At 69.1% G+C, this 14,861-nt stretch carries 14 protein-coding genes; 3 read left to right on the top strand and 11 right to left on the bottom strand.

Annotated features, from left to right (window positions below; genetic code table 11):
- Positions 1 to 88: 88 nt before the first annotated feature.
- The 5 genes from AWQ68_RS28280 to AWQ68_RS45820 all read right to left on the bottom strand — a co-directional run bounded on the left by AWQ68_RS28280 (position 89) and on the right by AWQ68_RS45820 (position 5,858).
- A complete protein-coding gene (locus AWQ68_RS28280; protein ID WP_157545827.1) occupies positions 89 to 1,702 on the bottom strand; it encodes an RNA polymerase sigma factor in 1,614 nt (537 codons plus the stop codon).
- 180 nt (positions 1,703 to 1,882) lie between these two features.
- Positions 1,883 to 2,983, bottom strand: coding sequence for a saccharopine dehydrogenase NADP-binding domain-containing protein (locus AWQ68_RS28275; RefSeq protein ID WP_066945849.1), 1,101 nt, complete (start codon positions 2,981 to 2,983; stop codon positions 1,883 to 1,885).
- A gap of 83 nt (positions 2,984 to 3,066) precedes the next feature.
- Positions 3,067 to 3,849: a hypothetical protein gene (locus tag AWQ68_RS28270; RefSeq protein ID WP_245656156.1), complete on the bottom strand. Its 783-nt coding sequence runs from the start codon at positions 3,847 to 3,849 to the stop codon at positions 3,067 to 3,069.
- 95 nt (positions 3,850 to 3,944) lie between these two features.
- Positions 3,945 to 5,555, bottom strand: coding sequence for an ABC-F family ATP-binding cassette domain-containing protein (locus tag AWQ68_RS28265; RefSeq protein ID WP_066945700.1), 1,611 nt, complete (start codon positions 5,553 to 5,555; stop codon positions 3,945 to 3,947).
- A 177-nt stretch (positions 5,556 to 5,732) separates the two neighbouring features.
- A complete protein-coding gene (locus tag AWQ68_RS45820) occupies positions 5,733 to 5,858 on the bottom strand; it encodes a hypothetical protein (RefSeq protein WP_281217756.1) in 126 nt (41 codons plus the stop codon).
- A gap of 215 nt (positions 5,859 to 6,073) precedes the next feature.
- Between AWQ68_RS45820 and AWQ68_RS28260 the strand changes: the two genes are divergently transcribed.
- Positions 6,074 to 6,454 (top strand): PPOX class F420-dependent oxidoreductase, encoded by a 381-nt coding sequence (locus AWQ68_RS28260; protein WP_066945697.1) that lies wholly within the window; start codon positions 6,074 to 6,076, stop codon positions 6,452 to 6,454.
- Positions 6,455 to 6,472: 18 nt separating this feature from the next.
- On the opposite strand, the gene AWQ68_RS28255 is transcribed toward AWQ68_RS28260, so the two are convergent.
- Together AWQ68_RS28255 and AWQ68_RS28250 are read right to left on the bottom strand one after the other, a co-directional pair.
- A complete protein-coding gene (locus AWQ68_RS28255; protein ID WP_066945694.1) occupies positions 6,473 to 7,177 on the bottom strand; it encodes an N-acetyltransferase in 705 nt (234 codons plus the stop codon).
- 60 nt (positions 7,178 to 7,237) lie between these two features.
- Positions 7,238 to 7,864: a DedA family protein gene (locus tag AWQ68_RS28250; RefSeq protein WP_066945692.1), complete on the bottom strand. Its 627-nt coding sequence runs from the start codon at positions 7,862 to 7,864 to the stop codon at positions 7,238 to 7,240.
- An 84-nt stretch (positions 7,865 to 7,948) separates the two neighbouring features.
- On the opposite strand from AWQ68_RS28250, the gene AWQ68_RS28245 reads away from it, so the two are divergent.
- Positions 7,949 to 8,281, top strand: coding sequence for a cupin domain-containing protein (locus tag AWQ68_RS28245; RefSeq protein ID WP_066945690.1), 333 nt, complete (start codon positions 7,949 to 7,951; stop codon positions 8,279 to 8,281).
- Positions 8,282 to 8,880: 599 nt separating this feature from the next.
- Here the strand turns inward: AWQ68_RS28245 and AWQ68_RS28240 are convergent.
- From AWQ68_RS28240 to AWQ68_RS28230, 3 genes are all read right to left on the bottom strand, one after another.
- Positions 8,881 to 10,083: a TolB-like translocation protein gene (locus tag AWQ68_RS28240; protein ID WP_066945687.1), complete on the bottom strand. Its 1,203-nt coding sequence runs from the start codon at positions 10,081 to 10,083 to the stop codon at positions 8,881 to 8,883.
- On the bottom strand, positions 10,080 to 10,580 hold the full coding sequence (locus AWQ68_RS28235; RefSeq protein WP_066945684.1) for a SigE family RNA polymerase sigma factor: 501 nt from the start codon (positions 10,578 to 10,580) through the stop codon (positions 10,080 to 10,082). The genes AWQ68_RS28240 and AWQ68_RS28235 overlap by 4 nt, the downstream gene beginning before the upstream one ends.
- A 276-nt stretch (positions 10,581 to 10,856) precedes the next feature.
- A complete protein-coding gene (locus AWQ68_RS28230; RefSeq protein WP_066945681.1) occupies positions 10,857 to 11,147 on the bottom strand; it encodes a hypothetical protein in 291 nt (96 codons plus the stop codon).
- A gap of 147 nt (positions 11,148 to 11,294) precedes the next feature.
- Here AWQ68_RS28230 and AWQ68_RS28225 point away from each other — a divergent pair, with 147 nt between their 5' ends.
- Positions 11,295 to 11,795, top strand: a complete 501-nt coding sequence (locus AWQ68_RS28225) for a hypothetical protein (RefSeq protein WP_066945679.1) — start codon at positions 11,295 to 11,297, stop codon at positions 11,793 to 11,795.
- Positions 11,796 to 12,126: 331 nt separating this feature from the next.
- On the opposite strand, the gene AWQ68_RS28220 is transcribed toward AWQ68_RS28225, so the two are convergent.
- Positions 12,127 to 14,292 carry an MMPL family transporter gene (locus AWQ68_RS28220; RefSeq protein ID WP_157545823.1) on the bottom strand — a complete coding sequence of 722 codons (2,166 nt, stop codon included), beginning with the start codon at positions 14,290 to 14,292 and terminating at the stop codon, positions 12,127 to 12,129.
- Between the last annotated feature and the right edge of the window lie 569 nt (positions 14,293 to 14,861).

Raw genomic sequence — 14,861 nt, 5'->3', positions numbered from 1 at the left:
GGCATTCTCGGGCAATTCCGGCTACGGCCGGACGGCATGGAAAAAGGGCCGGTTTATCGTTTTGATGGGATAACGACGACGGATGGGATTATCCGGTCGACGCCGATTCCGCAGGGGTCGGAACGGCGGCTGAAGCGTTCGGAGAGCCGTCGTCGTGGCGGCCTCCGGGGCGTTCCGGAGATCCCGCTGCCCCTCCTGCGATGACCGGCCGTGCGGGCTCCTCCGGCAGGGCGGAGCGGGCGGGGCGAGCCGGTCGCTCCGCCGGGGCCGGCGTGCTCGACGCGCTCGGCGTCGCGGACGGGGTGGGGCTCGCGGTCGGGGTACGGCTGGGGGACGGCGACGGCGAGCGCTCGGGCGGGCAACTGCGCCACGGACGGGGATGACGCTGATGCTCACGATCGGGTGTCTGGGGGTCGTCGGGAGTGGGCGATTCGCTCGGCGGGTCCGACGGCTCCGGCAGCGGAGACACGTCGTCGGACGGGCTCGCCGACGGCCGCGCGGACGGCGTTCCCACACGTGACGGCCGGGGCGACGGCGTAGCCGAGGTGGAGGGCGACGGCGTGCCGCCCGCCCCGGTCCCCGCATCCGGACTGGTCTGTACGGCGGGCCACTCCTCGTCGTCGCGCGCCCCTGCGGTACGGGCCGGGTCGCGGTCGAGGATCGGGGTCAGGATCATCGGCCGATCCCGGGGAGTGGCCTTCCACGGCACCTTCAGCCCGGGCGGGTCGCCCGCGCCGGGGAACGCGTCGGACGCGATGCCGACGATCCGGTCCTCCGGACGGCCGGCGAACTGGTTGAACGACATCAGCACGAGCCCGACCGCCGCCACGGTCGCCAGGGCACCGCCGAGCGCCCGCGGCCAGACCCGGCCGCCGCCGCCCGACGGAAATCCGGCGGAGGTGAGCCGCCCCACCCGGTTGGCGACATAACGGCGGTAGGCGACCAGATCGGGGTCGGCGAAGCAGCTCATCACCCGTACGCGCACGGTGTCCGGCAGGGTCGCCTGGGGAAGCAGACCGAAGACCTTGGCCAGCGAGACGTGCCGCACGCGATGAGCGGCACAGGTGTCACATCGGGCGATATGGCGAGAGATTCGCTCGCGGGTCTCGGCGGTCAGCTCACCGGAGAACCCGGTCAGGATCTTCGCCCTGCGGGGGCAGTCGTAGGGCCCTTTCCGCGCCAGGATCTCGACGGTGACCGCGTCGCTGAGCCGCTCGGTCGCGGCCTCCTGGAGGCCGTCGGCGTAGCGCTGGCCGGTTCCGAGGACGGTCGCGAGGTCGGCTCCGGTCAGCCCGTGCCGGCTGGCGAGTTCGAGGACCTCCCGGTCCTCCGGGGCCAGGCAGCGGGTGGCGTGCCAGGCGACGACCCGCAGCTCCGCGTCGGCGGGATCGGACAACTGGGGCACGAGCACGGTCGAGAGGTCGGTGTCCGGCGGCTCGGCGCCCTGCGGGGTGCGGCGGCGCAGGCACTCGCCTCGCGCCAGCGTGTAGAGCCAGACGCGGAACCGCTCCGGGTCCGCCAGCGAGCCGACCAGCGCCTCCGCGGCGATCAGCGTGTCGCGCAGGGCGACCTGCGCACTGTCCGGGCCGCCGAGCATGACGAGGCAGTATCGGTAAATCGCTTCGGCATATGTGTCGTACAGCGCGGCCAGGGCGCCCGGGTCCCGAGCCCGCAACGCCTCGACCAGCACGCGGTCATCCATATGACCGAGAGTAAATGATTAATAACTAGCAGTTCTACCGATTCCACAGAACGAGCGCAAATGATATTGGCGCTCCCGCCTCATACAATGGGAATCGCGTTTTGTCCGCCTTGCGGCGGCCCGTCACTGATTTTCCCGGCGGCAATTCCCGTATTCAGTGGCATGTGGCGACAATTATCGCTAGGCGGGCGAAAGGTGCAACCCGGCGCCGGAGCAGCCCTCGAGCAGGGCGTCCAGCCCGAACGCCTCGACCGGCCCGAGTGCCCCCGTGCCCTGCACGCCATCGGCCAGCGCGGTGGTCGCCGCCCAGGCCAGGATGCGGGCGGTGAAGTCGTACGGGTCGCCCCCGTCGAGCTGCACCGAGGCCAGCAGGCGGCCGTCCTTGTTGTACGCCTCCGCCACCGTCTGGGATGAGATGCCGACATCGACGGGCTTGCCGCGGTTGCCGAGCCGGATCACCCGGTCGGCCATCGCCTCCGTCACCCGTTTGGCGCCGGGCAGCGCGGCCAGCACCGGCGTCGCCTTGGCCAGCACCCCCGCCGCGCGCGTCAGGCCGCCAAGCCAGCCGAGGTAGACGTTCACCTCGCGCAGCCCCGGGAACGCCCGCGGCAGCGCGAAATGCTCCGAGGCGCCCATCGAGATGCCGTGGCGGCGCCGCCCGCCCACGGTGAACTGGCGGGTGCGGCCGTGTTCGCGGACGATGCGGCCCTCGCGGAAGCCGTACATGGGCTCGAGGACGACGCCGAGGGCGGAGGCCCTGGTCCCGGCGCTGGCGCGCTTGGCCATGTTGCCCCGGACGAAGTAGCCGACGTCGACCCGGACCGCGTCGGCTCCCGCCTCCCGCAGCGCCAGCGCGGCGGCGACGTTGCCGGGCACGTAGTCGTACCCGAAGGCGGTGATCAGCGCGGCCTGCCGGGTCGCGGCGGCCGGGCCGTACCGCTGGAAGATGCGCTTGATGAACGTCGGTTCGCCGGCCGAGTCGAGGTAGATCGCGCCCGCCTCGGTGGCGGCGGCGACCGCGCCCTCGCCCCACCGGGTGAAGGGGCCGACCGTGGAGATCAGGACGTCGCCGGAGTTGAGCAGCCGGGCCAGTGACTCGGACCGGCCGGCGTCGGCGACCGCCGTGGGGAGCGCCACCGGCAGCGACGCGGCGAACGCGTCCAGCCGGGTCTGGTCGCGCCCGACGAGGAGCGGCCGGGCGCCCAGCATCAGCAGCGCCTGCGCCGTGAGCCTGCCGGTGAACCCGGTGGCCCCGAACAGCACGATCCGGGAGGTGGTCATGCCGTTACGGTAACCCGCCTCGGAATTCAAGATCCACAGTGGGTCGGCACCGATCCTGGGCTCCGGGACGGTCACGACGCCCTTCATGGCCGCCGATCGCCTATCGGCGGATACCCGCGATCCTTGACGAACGGCTTGGTCGTGGGCTTGGTCACGTTGACGGGGACCGTCCCGCCCGCGACCAGTTGCTCGTACGGCTTCGCCGTCGCGCCCCAGGTCCGGACCGTGACGTCGGTGTCGGTGACCTTCCCCTTGACGCCGCTCGCGGTGATGACGAAACGCCGTTTGAGATCGGACCGGACGTCGTCGACGAAGGTCGTGCCGCCCCCGAGCAGCCGGCCGGCCTCGTCACGGAGCAGCGCGGTGACGACCAGGCTGTTCGCGACCTTGCGGAACGGGTCGCTGATGTATCCGGTGACGAGGTAGGAGCCGGGATCCAGCTTCTCCGTCGCCACGTCGGACACCGGGAACCGGCGGAACGCCGACGGAATCCGAGCCGCCTGGCGCCATGACGCGGGGCGGTAGTCGATCTTCACGCTCTCGGGCTTGACCTTCGCCACCGCCTGTCCGGTGAACGCCAGGGAACGGCCCGGCGGGACGGCGTCCAGCGGCTGCTCCATGCGGAGCACCTCCTTGCCGGAGCCGTCGCGGGCGCTGATCAGGGCGACCGCGTTCTCCCCGAAGTGCCACCGGTTGGCGTTGCCGAGCACACCCGACCAGGTCACCAGGTATCCGTTGCTCGACTTGTCGATCGAGGACGCCTGCTCCTTCAGCGTGAGCGGAGCGAGCTGCTTCTTGTTCTCGCTCGTTTCATCACTGCACCCCGCCGCCACGACCACGACGACGAGGGCCATTCCTGCTGCCATGCGGCTGCGCTGAGTCACTTAGCCGTCATAACCCGGTGAATGGGACGCGACCCAACGGACACGCGCGAGCCGTACGAACTCTTTAGGATCTTCGCCTACCTCGGGCGGACCACCCGGGTCTCGTCCCAAACGGGCTCAGGAGCCTCATATACCCGCCCGTCCGATCCGAAGACCAGGAAGCGGTCGAAGTCCGCGGCGAACCACCGGTCGTGGGTCACGGCGAGCACGGTGCCGTCGAAGGCGTTCAGACCGGCCTGCAACGCCTCGGCGCTGGCCAGGTCGAGGTTGTCCGTCGGCTCGTCGAGCAGCAGCAGCGTGGCGCCCGACAGTTCGAGCAGGAGGATCTGCAGCCGCGCCTGCTGGCCGCCCGACAGCGTCTCGAACCGCTGCTCGGCGATGCCGCCCGCCAGTTCGTAGCGGGCGAGCGCCTTCATCGCCTCGTTCTTGAGCTTGGCGTGCTCGGTCATGACGATCTCGCACGGCGTCCGCTTCAGCAGTTCGGGTCTGGAGTGCGTCTGGGCGAAGTGCCCGGGAACGACGCGGGCGCCGAGCCTGCCCACACCTGTGTGCCGTACCGCCTCTCCGGCGACCAGCCGGAGGAAGTGCGACTTGCCCGAGCCGTTCGAGCCGAGCACGGCGACGCGCTCGCCGTACCAGACCTCCAGGTCGAACGGCTTCATCAGGCCGGTGAGTTCGAGGTTCTCGCAGATGACGGCGCGTTTGCCGGTGCGGCCGCCGCGCAGGCGCATGTTGATGAGCTGGTCCTTGGGCGCGAGCTCGGGCGGCCCCGCCTCCTCGAACCTGCGCAGCCGCGTCTGCGCCGCGTGGTAGGCGCTGGCCATGCCGTCGTTGTAGGTCGCCTTGTTCTTCAGCATGACCACAAGGCGCTTGAGCTTGGCGTGCTCCTCGTCCCAGCGGCGGCGCAGCTCGTCCAGGCGCTCGTTGCGCTCCTTGCGCGCCTCGGCGTACGTCCCGAACCCGCCGCCGTGGACCCAGATGTTGCCGGACTCGACGGTGACGATCCGGTCCGCCGCGTTGGCCAGCAACTGCCGGTCGTGGGAGACGAGCAGGACCGTCTTCGGCGTCTCCCGCAGCGCCTGCTCCAGCCAGAGCTTGCCCGGCACATCGAGGTAGTTGTCGGGCTCGTCAAGCAGCAGGGTCTGGTCGGGGCCGCGGAGCAGCGCCTCCAGCACCAGCCGCTTCTGCTCGCCGCCGGACAGCGTGTTGACCTCGCGATATTTGCACCTGTCGTACGGCACGCCGAGGGCGGCCATGGTGCAGGTGTCCCACAGGACCTCGATGTCGTAGCCGCCGGCGTCCGTGTAGTCGGTGATCGCCTGGGCGTAGCGCATCTGCGCCTTCTCGTCGTCCCGCTCCATCATCACGAGCTCGGCCGCGTCCAGGCGGGCCGCCGCCTCCCTGACCCGGACGGGCGCGACGCCGAGCAGCAGGTCGTGGACGGTGCGGCCGTCACGGATGCTGCCGATGAACTGCCGCATCACGCCCAGCCCGCCGGAGTGGGCCACGGTGCCCTCCACCGGCTGGAGATCGCCCGCGATGAGCCGCATCAGCGTCGTCTTGCCCGCGCCGTTGGGCCCGACGAGCGCCGCCTTGACGCCCTCTCCGATGCGGAACGACACGTCATCAAGCAACGGCCGCCCATCGGGCAGCACATAGGTCAGATGCCCGATCTCGACGTGTCCCACGGCGCTTCCCTCCTCGCGTTCCGCGCAGGCTATCGTCCCGTCTCGTCACCGGGCATCCCAATTTCCCGGCCCGGCTGCCAGGCCGCGAACATCTCCCGTGGCGACGCGTCGGGGGAATCGGGGCCCGGAGAACGCTCGCCGCCGGCCTCCGGGCGGACGAGGACGGCCACCTGACCATCATCCAACCTGCTCAACGGAGTACATGTTGCCCTTGATCAGGAGATACCGCGTGGCGTCGTAGCGGATCAGGGTCCACCTGGCGACCGTTCCGGTGGCGTTCTCCGCGCTGAACAGCGTGCGCAACTTGGCACCGTCGGCGACCGAGTACTCCTCGATGGAGAAGCGCTGCGGCGACTACCTCCCTGTCCGGCTCTCAACGAGGACCGGACCGACGCTCCAGCAGGTCATCGCTCACACGTGAGGTGGCCGACCTCGACGTGTCCCGCGACGCCTCCCCTCCTCGCGTCCCGCGCAGGCGATTGCCCAGGGCAGGGGCGGGCGGCGCGTACGGTGCTGGCATGACAACCGTTGAACGGCTCGGCGCGGAACAGTACGTGTCGCTGGTGACGCTGCGGCGCGACGGTACTCCGGTCCCGACGCCGGTCTGGGTGATGCGCGACGGCGACGCGCTGGTCGTTTGGACCGTCGCCGACTCCGGCAAGGTGAAGCGCATCCGCCGCAATCCGCAGGTCACGGTGGCGCCGTGCGATGTACGGGGCCGACTACGCGGTGACGCGGTGCCGGCCAGAGCCGAACTGCTGCCGCCCGAGCAGGGAGATCACGTCCGTGAGCTGGTGATGAAGAAGTACGGGCTCGTCGGCAGGCTGACCATCTGGGGAAGCAGGCTGCGGCGGGGCCGCGCCGGCACGGTCGGGGTGCGCATCACCCTGTCTCCTTGATCCCCGGTCGTCGGGCGATCAGACGACGACGGTCATCGAAGTTTCGGTCACCACGAAACCGAGGCGCTCGTAGATCCGTTTCGCCGGGTTGGCGTGAGTAACGGCCAGCCCGAGCGCGGCGAGCCCAGACCGGGCGGCCCGTACCTGGACGGCTCGCAGGGTGAGCGCGCCGGTCCCGGGCGGCGTCTCGGCCGGGTGGCGGAACGCATGGGAGATCCAGGGCACTCCTTGGAAGTCGTTGACCACGACTCCCGCGACCACCGTGTCACCAGAGTCCACGACGAGGAGGCTGCACGGCAGGACCGGCCCGATCAACCGCCCCTCCAGCAGGGGAGCGAGCTCCTTGCCGATCCTTTCATCGTCGTCGGTGGGGCGGTCGGGATGGCCGGGCGGGTAGGCCGCGAGGATCGCCGGTAGCACCTGCTCCGGGGTTCGGTCACAGGGCACGAACCGGAAGCCCTCCGGTGCTTCGACCTCGGTCGGCTCCACCTTCTCCAGGTCACAGGACATGACGTGGGCGTGCCGCAACACACGTGCGCCCCGCGCGACCAGCTCCTCCGCCAGCTCCGGCGAAGCCGAGACCGCCCAGCCGCGCATTCCGGACATGATGGCGTCGGCGGCGCCCGGGCCGATCACCTCGACCTGGTCCGCCCAGGGGCGTCCGTCTCTGACACCTTCGTAGTAGCTGACCGCGCCTGCCATGATTTTGCGTTCTTCGTCCATCCCGCGATCGTCCTGCCCTTCGGGTACGGCGGGCAACGGAATTTCGGCCACGCGTCGCCGTCATGCTTTGCGGCGGCGCAGGTGGCGCACCAGACGCCAGCCGACGAAGGCGGCGACCGCGAGGCCGAGGGCGATCCAGGCGTAGTTCTGGTAGCGGCCGATCGTGCTGTAGATGACGCCGATCCTCTTCCCGGCGAAGTACGCCGCGCCCGCCCAGACGCCCACCCACAGGACGGCGCCGATGGCATTGCACACAAGAAAGCGACGCCACGGCATGCCAGTGGTGCCCGCGACGATGCCGTTGACCTGGCGCAGCCCCTCGACGAACCGGGCGATCACCACGATCTTCGCTCCGTGGCGCAGGAAGAACCGCTCGGTCGCGTGGAAGCGCTCCGGGGTGATCAGGACGTAGCGCCCCCAGCGGCGGATGAGCCTGCGGCCCCCGACCCTGCCGATGAGGTAACCGATGTTGTCACCGACGATGGCCGCCGCCAGGGCGACCACGGCGACAAGGATGATGTTGAGATGCCCGGCGCCCGCGTAGACCGCGGCGGCTATGAGGATGGTCTCGCCCGGAGCGGGGACGCCGAAGTCCTCCAGGAGGATCAGCCCCGCGACCGCGGCGTAGCCGTACTCGTGAAGGATCGGAGCCAGGTCGGCCAGCGGCCCCGGCAGCGGTGGGCGCATGCGAGAACTCTACGTCCGCGCAGCTCAGGGACGTCGCAGCCCAGGGACAGCGTCGCCGTGTGGGCTCCTGGCACACTGTGCGCCATGCGAAAGATCTCACTCGACGCTCTGGTCCGCGACCACCTGGAGCGAGCGGCGACCCGATCGGCGGGACGCAGCGCGGAGACGGTCTACGGCGGGCACGAGCACGTCCTGCGCCAGACCCTGCTCACCCTCGCCGCCGGCGCCTCCCTGGCGGAGCACGAGAACCCCGGCGAAGCGACGCTGCTCGTCCTGCGCGGGCGGCTGGTGCTGCGCAGCGGCGACGATTCCTGGGAGGGGCGCGCCGACGACCTGCTGGTCATCCCGCAGGCACGGCACAGCGTAGAGGCGCTGGAGGACACCGCGTTCCTCCTCAGCGTGGTGCAGCGCTCCTGACCGCATTCGCCGTACGGGGGCGACCTTCGCCGAGGTGCGTGACCCGGAGCGGCCGACACGACCGGTTGCCGCCGGTTGCCGCCGAGCACTTCGCGTCAGGGCGCGGCGTGGCGGGCCTCGGCCCAGGCACGTGAGCGTTCTTGCAGGTCGTTGAGGCGCTCCCAATGCGCCTCGACGGACCGCCGACCTGATTCGGTGGCACAGCATGGTCATACCGGGCCGCTCCTCCTCCCCAGGGCACAAATGGGCACCGGTCCTTGGAAGTACCAAGGCGACTTTGACGCACGGGTATGCGAGCCGACCGTACCGGCCGCGCTCAACAGAGCCTGGGGGACGGGCTTCTACGGGTGCGACAGGCGGTCGACTCCAGAGAGCGCGCCCCGCACCCCGTAACCAACGGCCGGCCGAAGAGCGGCAGCGGACCGGGCCGCCGCCGCAACGATCAGGACGAGCCATCGGGCCCTGGCACGATCTCCACTTGGGCAGGTGGGACGGGGACGGCTCGGGTCGATCTCGGTCGGCCGCCTGTACGAGATCCATGTCTCATCAGGTCGGGGGCGGAGACACCGCCCACCCGGCCGCCCGTCGAGGTGACGCGTTCACCGGATCTTCGCGAGATCGATGATCACGTACTCGCTTCCCAGCGGGTACGCCACCATTCGTCCGTCTCCGAAGCCGAGTTCGACCGCGAACGACTGGCCTTTCACGTTCGGGCGCAGGCCCAGGTCTCCCGACTTGCCGGTGACCAGGTCGTACAGGGCCTGACCGCCTGGCGGATTCGGCAGAAAGGGGGTCAGGAAGCGGTCCCGGGCGAGTCCGGACATCGAGGACCGGGTCAGGGGGCGTTCCTGTGAACCGTCGCGCAACCGGTAGAAGGCCGTGTGATCGCCTCTGGTGCCGGTGCACGTCGTCACGCCGCACCTTACGTTCTGCTCCTCCGGATGGACGACCGCCCTGCTCGTCTCCCCGGTCTCGACGTTGAGCAGTTCCTGGAAGCTCGCCTCGCCCTCCGGCGTGTACAGGCCCGGGGTGCCCACCCACGGCCAGCGCAGGATGTGGTGCCCTGCCGCACCCGCGACCGGCTCGACGGCCCCACCGTCGAGAGGAACGGTGAAGACGCCGCCTTCGAGAAGGCTGAAGGCCAGCCTGTCGCCGACCACGGTGAGTTTGTCGCCGCTCCCCTTGACCGCCCGCTCGGTTGCGACGGCCGTCACCTCCCCTCCGGAAACGGGGGCCCACCAGAACGAGGTGACGGGCTTGCCGTGCACCACGTCGATCGTCTGCCAGACGATCCGCCCGCCGCCCGCCGCGTAGCCTGACGCGTACACCCCCTTCGGCGTACGGATGTTCGTGATCTTGCGGACGCGATCGCTGTCCAGGTCGTACGCGTAGATGGCGTTGGCCTTCTCGAAGCTCTCCCAGGTCTCCAGCAGCAGTGTGTGGTCGTCGACGAAGCCCCGGGGGTTGAATTTGCGTCCGCCGGGCAGCTTGACCGGGATCTTCCATACCGCCTCGGGCCAGACCTTCTCGACAGAGGCGGGGATCCTCGTCTCCGTCGCTGTGGGAGACGGCGTCACGCTCGGATTGACCGCCGTGGCATCGTGTCCGGCGCCGCGTACGGCCACCGCCACCCCGCCCGCGATCACCACCACCGCGGCGGCCGCGAGCAGGGCCTGCGCGCGTATCCGGCGCACCCGGGACCTGCGCACGATGTGCGTGGACAGGTTGTTCGGCGCCTGCGGTGCCAGCTCGGATGCGTGGCCGAGAGCGCTGCGGAGCATCTCCTCCAGGTGCTCGTTCATGAGGCGCTCCCTTCGGTAGCGGTGGGGTGTGGCACAGAGGAGCGGAGCTTGCTCAGGCCCAGCGAGGCGTGGCTGCGAACCGTCCCTCGGGAGACGCCGAGCACGGTTGCGATCTCCGCGTCGGTCAGTTGCTCGTAGTACCGCAGGACGAGTACGGCCCGCTGCTTGCGGGGCAGGCCTTTCAGCGCCTGCCAGAGGTCCTGTTCCGCTTCCGAGGGCAGCGTGTCCAGATGCGCCTGATCGGGCAGGTCCCAGAAGAGCCGTTCACGACGGCCCCGCCGCCACACGCTGATGTGCAGCCGGGCCATGATTCTTCTGGTGTAGCTCTCCGGGTTGTCCTTGCGGTACACCCGCGACCACGCACGATGCAGCCGGAGGAGCGCCTCCTGGGTGAGATCGGCCGCATCGTGGGGATCGCCGCTGAGCACGTAGCCGTAACGCAGCAGCGCATCGGCCCGTGCGGCGACGAAGTCCGCGAAGCGGGAGTCGTCGTCCAATTGCCTTCGCCTTTCCTCGGTATTCACCACTCAGACGAAGTCGGCGTCCCAAGTGTTGAATCGCCGGCGCGCAAGCAGGGCGCCATTGGCCGGGAGGCTTCTCGTCCTCGCCTCGTGTTAGGCGCCCTGGTCTCTCCTTCGCCATCGACCCGCCGCGAAGCGCAACGGGCCGGCGGTTTCAGGGGGCGGCAGCAGGCCGACTCCATAGAGCGCGCACCGCCCTCTTGACCAAGGCCGAACGAAGAGCGACAGCGGACCAGGAGACCACCGGCACGATCATTGCGAGCCTTCGGGCCTGGAACGGGGGCCCCGGCACAACCTCCAGATCAGCCATCCCTGAACCACGCCGAGTGCGAGGAAACAGGCCCAAAGCACCAGGCCGTTGTCGATCGGAGCCCACAGCAACGGCCAGCCCAGGGGCACCCCCAGCACGAGGGGCCAGAGCACGACACCGTCCTTACCGGAGAGCAGCGCCACAAGAACGCCCGAAGCCACAGCGACGAGGGCGATGCCGTACAGCGTCACGACGACGGCGGCTTTGCGCCCGAACTGGTATGACTTGATCATGCCCGCTCCTGGTCGGCTGGCCCGTACTTTATAGGCCGCCTCGGCGGGCGAACACAGGCCGCATGCCCGGCCGGCTGGCGATCTGCCTTAAACGCCGAGAAGAAAAGTTGTTTTCAATCAGGACGGCTGGCCTGGCAGGCTCGCAGCGTGGCGGTTACGCAGCAGCTCGTTCGGGTTCCCGACGCTCAGCTTGCTGCCTGCCGCCGGTCGGTCGAGGAACTGGACCGGCTCTGCTCCTTCGAACTGACTCCTCGCGCGGATCATCTCGATCTGGACTGGGCGCCCGCGCCCTTGCTCCGGGCCTGCGAACTGGCCAGTGGTTCCGAGTACCTCGTCGCGTTGCGGCGTTCCCTCGACGGTGACGCGGAGGTCAATCCGGCTTACCGTCACTACGCCGGCGCGATATGGGAGCATCCCGTCAGCGCCCTTGAGGGACCTGCCGTCCTCCACGTCGCCGGGACCCTTCGCGGGCTCGTCCCCGATACGGTCTTGGCCTCCCTTCCCATCGACGGCTGGGAAGCGCTTGGTCAAAGCACTGGGGCGATGGCGGACCCTCGCGGCTATGTGGCCAGGCACTTTGCCGCACTACTCGACTTCTACGAGGAGGCTGCCCGTCGTCGACTGGCGGTCGTCATGTGGTGGGACTGATCAGTAGGTGGTCTTGATGCCGTGTACGGTCTCCAGTTGCATTCGCGAGGTGGCGCCGTCTGCTTGTGCTCCTCGTCGTCGGGGACGGTGTACTCCTCCGGCCAGGGGGACGGAGCCATCAGCGCCTCTCGAGATCCGATCATGGGGACCGGCATCGTGGACCCGTCGTCCCAGCGGACCTGCGCCCCAGCCGGCGGAGCGGGGAACGGGCCGGCCATAACCCAGCCCGTGCTGTGCGGTCAGTCGATCTCGGCATCGAGGTCGTCGACGGTCAGGTGGATGCGGTTTCGTCCGGCGGTGGCGGCATCGCTCGCCGTAGGTCGAGGAAGAGTCAGACCCTGGCCTCTTCCACGATCTCGGCCGGGGGAACCGAGGTCACCTTCGGTGCCCGGCGTCCGGGCATCCACCAGTTGGCCTTGCCGCACAGTTCCATCACCGCGGGGACGAGGATCATCCGGATGATGGTGGCGTCGATGAGCACGGCGACGGCCATGCCCAGACCTCCCTGCTTGACCGCGACGTCGGGGCCGAGCAGGGAGGTCGTGAAGACGGCGACCATGATGGCGGCCGCGGCCGTGATGACCTTGGCGGTCCGCGCCATCCCGCTGGCGACGGCCGTCCGGGTGTCGCCGGTGCGCTCGTACTCCTCACGGACCCGCGAGATCAGGAAGACCTCGTAGTCCATGGACAGGCCGAACAGGACCGGGAAGATCATCATCGGCACCCAGGTCGTGATCGGCATGGCGGTGGGGAAACCGAGGGCCGAGCCCAGCCATCCCCACTGGACGACCGCGACGAGCACGCCGTAGGCGGCGCCGATCGACAGCAGGTTCATGACGGCGGCCTGCAGCGCGATCGTGACCGACCGGACCAGCGCGATCAGCAGTACCAGGGACACCGCGACGACGACCGCGATCATCAGGGGCAGGCGCGAGCTGATGTCATCGGCCATGTCGATCGTGCCGGCGTTCGGGCCGCCGACGTAGACCCCTTCACCGCCGGGCGCCTTGGGCAGCACGTCGTCGCGCAGGTGGTGCACCAGGTCCGCGGTCGCCTTGTCCTGGTATCCGGTCTTGGGGAAGGCCATGAAGATCGCGGCCTGCCCGTCCTTGCTGACCTGAGGCGGCGTGGCGTAGGCGATGCCCTCGGTCATGCCGACCGCTTCGATGACGGGACGCAGATCGGTGTCGTTGGAGCCGACCTCGGTGGCGAAGATCAGGGGTGCGCCGTAGCCGGGGCCGAAGCCCTCGGAGAGAATCTCGTATGAGGTGTAGCTGCTCCTGTCGTGGGGCTGGACACTGGCGTCGGGGTTGCTCAGCCGCATCGACAGCGTGGGGGCGGCCAGCACCACCAGGACCGCGCCGGCAAGTATCGCGGCGACCAGCGGCTTGCGCTGCACGACGCCGGCCCAGCGCTCGGCGATGGTCCGGCGCTCTCGGGACGCGGCACTGGCGAACTTCTGGCGGCGGGGCAGGCGTAGCGAGTTGATCTTGTGACCGGTGAAGCCCAGGAACGCCGGCAGCAGGGTCACCGCGGCGATCATCGTGACCAGCACGATCACCGACGTGGCGACGGCCACTCCGGTCATCAGCCGCTGTCCCATGACGATCAGGCCCATCAGCGCGATCACGACGGTCGTGCCGGCGAACAGGACCGCGTGACCGGCCGTTGTGATGGCCTTGACCGTGGCGGTCTCGGGCTCGTCGCCGGCCTGCAGGCTGTCCTTGTAGCGGGTCACGATGAACAGTGCGTAGTCGATGCCGACGCCCAGCCCGATCATCGCGGCGAGGATCGCGGTGAAATCGGGTGAGGGGACCAGGTACCCCACCAGCTTCATCAGGGCGATGCCGGCGGCGATCGCCAGCAGTGCGGTCACGATCGGCAGGCCCATCGCCACAAGTGACCCGAAGGCGATGAACAAGATCACCGCTGCCGCCACGATGCCCACGCTCTCAGACGAACCCTGCGGGGGTGTCTCGGCCTTTTCCGCCTGAGTCCCGCCCAGCGCCAGCGTCACGCCGTCACCGGAGGCGTTCTTGACCATGTCCACCAGGGGCTTGACCGCGGTCTTGTCCACCTCCTTTCGGGTCAGCGGGATGGTCGTACGGGCGATACGACGATCCTGCGTCACCAGGCTCTTGTCCTGATATGGCGAGGTAACCGGTCCTACAACGGGTGAGGTCGCCAGATCGGTGAGGACCTTCTCGATCTTTTGACGGGCGGCAGCGTCGTCGATCCCCTTTTCCGCCTTGATCGCAAGAGTGAGCGTGTCCCCTTGCCGCTCGGGGAAGTGCTTCTCGATCAGCGCCTGCGCCTTGGCGGAGTCCGAGGTTCCGCCGGAGAAGTCGTTGTCGGGGGCGGCGCCGTAGCCGAAGCCGACGAACGCCACTGCGATCACACCGACGATCCAGGTCAGGAGGACCAGGCGGCGGCGCCGGTAACAGAACCGGGCCAGTCCCGCCAGAGCTCCATCCGTACGGGGATTCTCGGCTGGCATCATCTCTCCTCGAGTCATTGAGCGTTGCGCTCAATACTCGTGATCAGGCTCCCCCGCGTCGTCGTGCAGCGGTAGGCGCTACGCCGATCCCGTTACCGCGGATGGTGTACTCCGTCCGCAGTACACGTTCGAGGTCATTTAGAGAGTGGTCCCGGTGCGACGACTGCAACCCGAAACGATCACAGGGCGTCTCCCGGACGGGAAACGCCCTGATCATTGATGGAGCCGCCTAAGGGAATCGAACCCTTGACCTACACATTACGAGGAGTAATCGAGATGTCCACGAACGTCCAGGGCTGGCATGGAGCCCTGGCCAGAGGCACCCTCTGCAAGTGCCAAGTCCGGCACCGTCCACCATCGTCCAGGGCCGTTGTTAGCGTCTGTGTTAGCAGGGTCGGTGCTCAGCCCACGGTGCCCGATGGCAAGTGGGTCCGGAGCACCAGGCCGCCGGGCCCGAGCACCGGAAACTGAAACCACGCGACAGCCTGTTGGGAAGCACCCGCCTCTAGGAGAGCGGTGGCCGCGCCTCAGGCTTACATGACCTGAGCTGCTCGAACGACACGTCCAGC

This window comes from Microtetraspora fusca, assembly GCF_001570365.1.
GTDB lineage: Bacteria > Actinomycetota > Actinomycetes > Streptosporangiales > Streptosporangiaceae > Microtetraspora > Microtetraspora fusca.
The sequence above is the reverse complement of the archived record's forward strand: the minus strand, read 5'-3'. Positions and strand labels throughout refer to the sequence as shown.

Coding starts and splice junctions, on each gene's coding strand:
- AWQ68_RS28220 (WP_157545823.1), bottom strand. CDS start 14,292: ATGCCAGCCGAGAATCCCCGTACGGATGGAGCTCTGGCGGGACTGGCC.
- AWQ68_RS28250 (WP_066945692.1), bottom strand. CDS start 7,864: ATGCGCCCACCGCTGCCGGGGCCGCTGGCCGACCTGGCTCCGATCCTT.
- AWQ68_RS28255 (WP_066945694.1), bottom strand. CDS start 7,177: ATGGACGAAGAACGCAAAATCATGGCAGGCGCGGTCAGCTACTACGAA.
- AWQ68_RS28260 (WP_066945697.1), top strand. CDS start 6,074: ATGACAACCGTTGAACGGCTCGGCGCGGAACAGTACGTGTCGCTGGTG.
- AWQ68_RS28230 (WP_066945681.1), bottom strand. CDS start 11,147: ATGATCAAGTCATACCAGTTCGGGCGCAAAGCCGCCGTCGTCGTGACG.
- AWQ68_RS28240 (WP_066945687.1), bottom strand. CDS start 10,083: ATGAACGAGCACCTGGAGGAGATGCTCCGCAGCGCTCTCGGCCACGCA.
- AWQ68_RS28270 (WP_245656156.1), bottom strand. CDS start 3,849: ATGGCAGCAGGAATGGCCCTCGTCGTCGTGGTCGTGGCGGCGGGGTGC.
- AWQ68_RS28280 (WP_157545827.1), bottom strand. CDS start 1,702: ATGGATGACCGCGTGCTGGTCGAGGCGTTGCGGGCTCGGGACCCGGGC.
- AWQ68_RS28275 (WP_066945849.1), bottom strand. CDS start 2,983: ATGACCACCTCCCGGATCGTGCTGTTCGGGGCCACCGGGTTCACCGGC.
- AWQ68_RS28245 (WP_066945690.1), top strand. CDS start 7,949: ATGCGAAAGATCTCACTCGACGCTCTGGTCCGCGACCACCTGGAGCGA.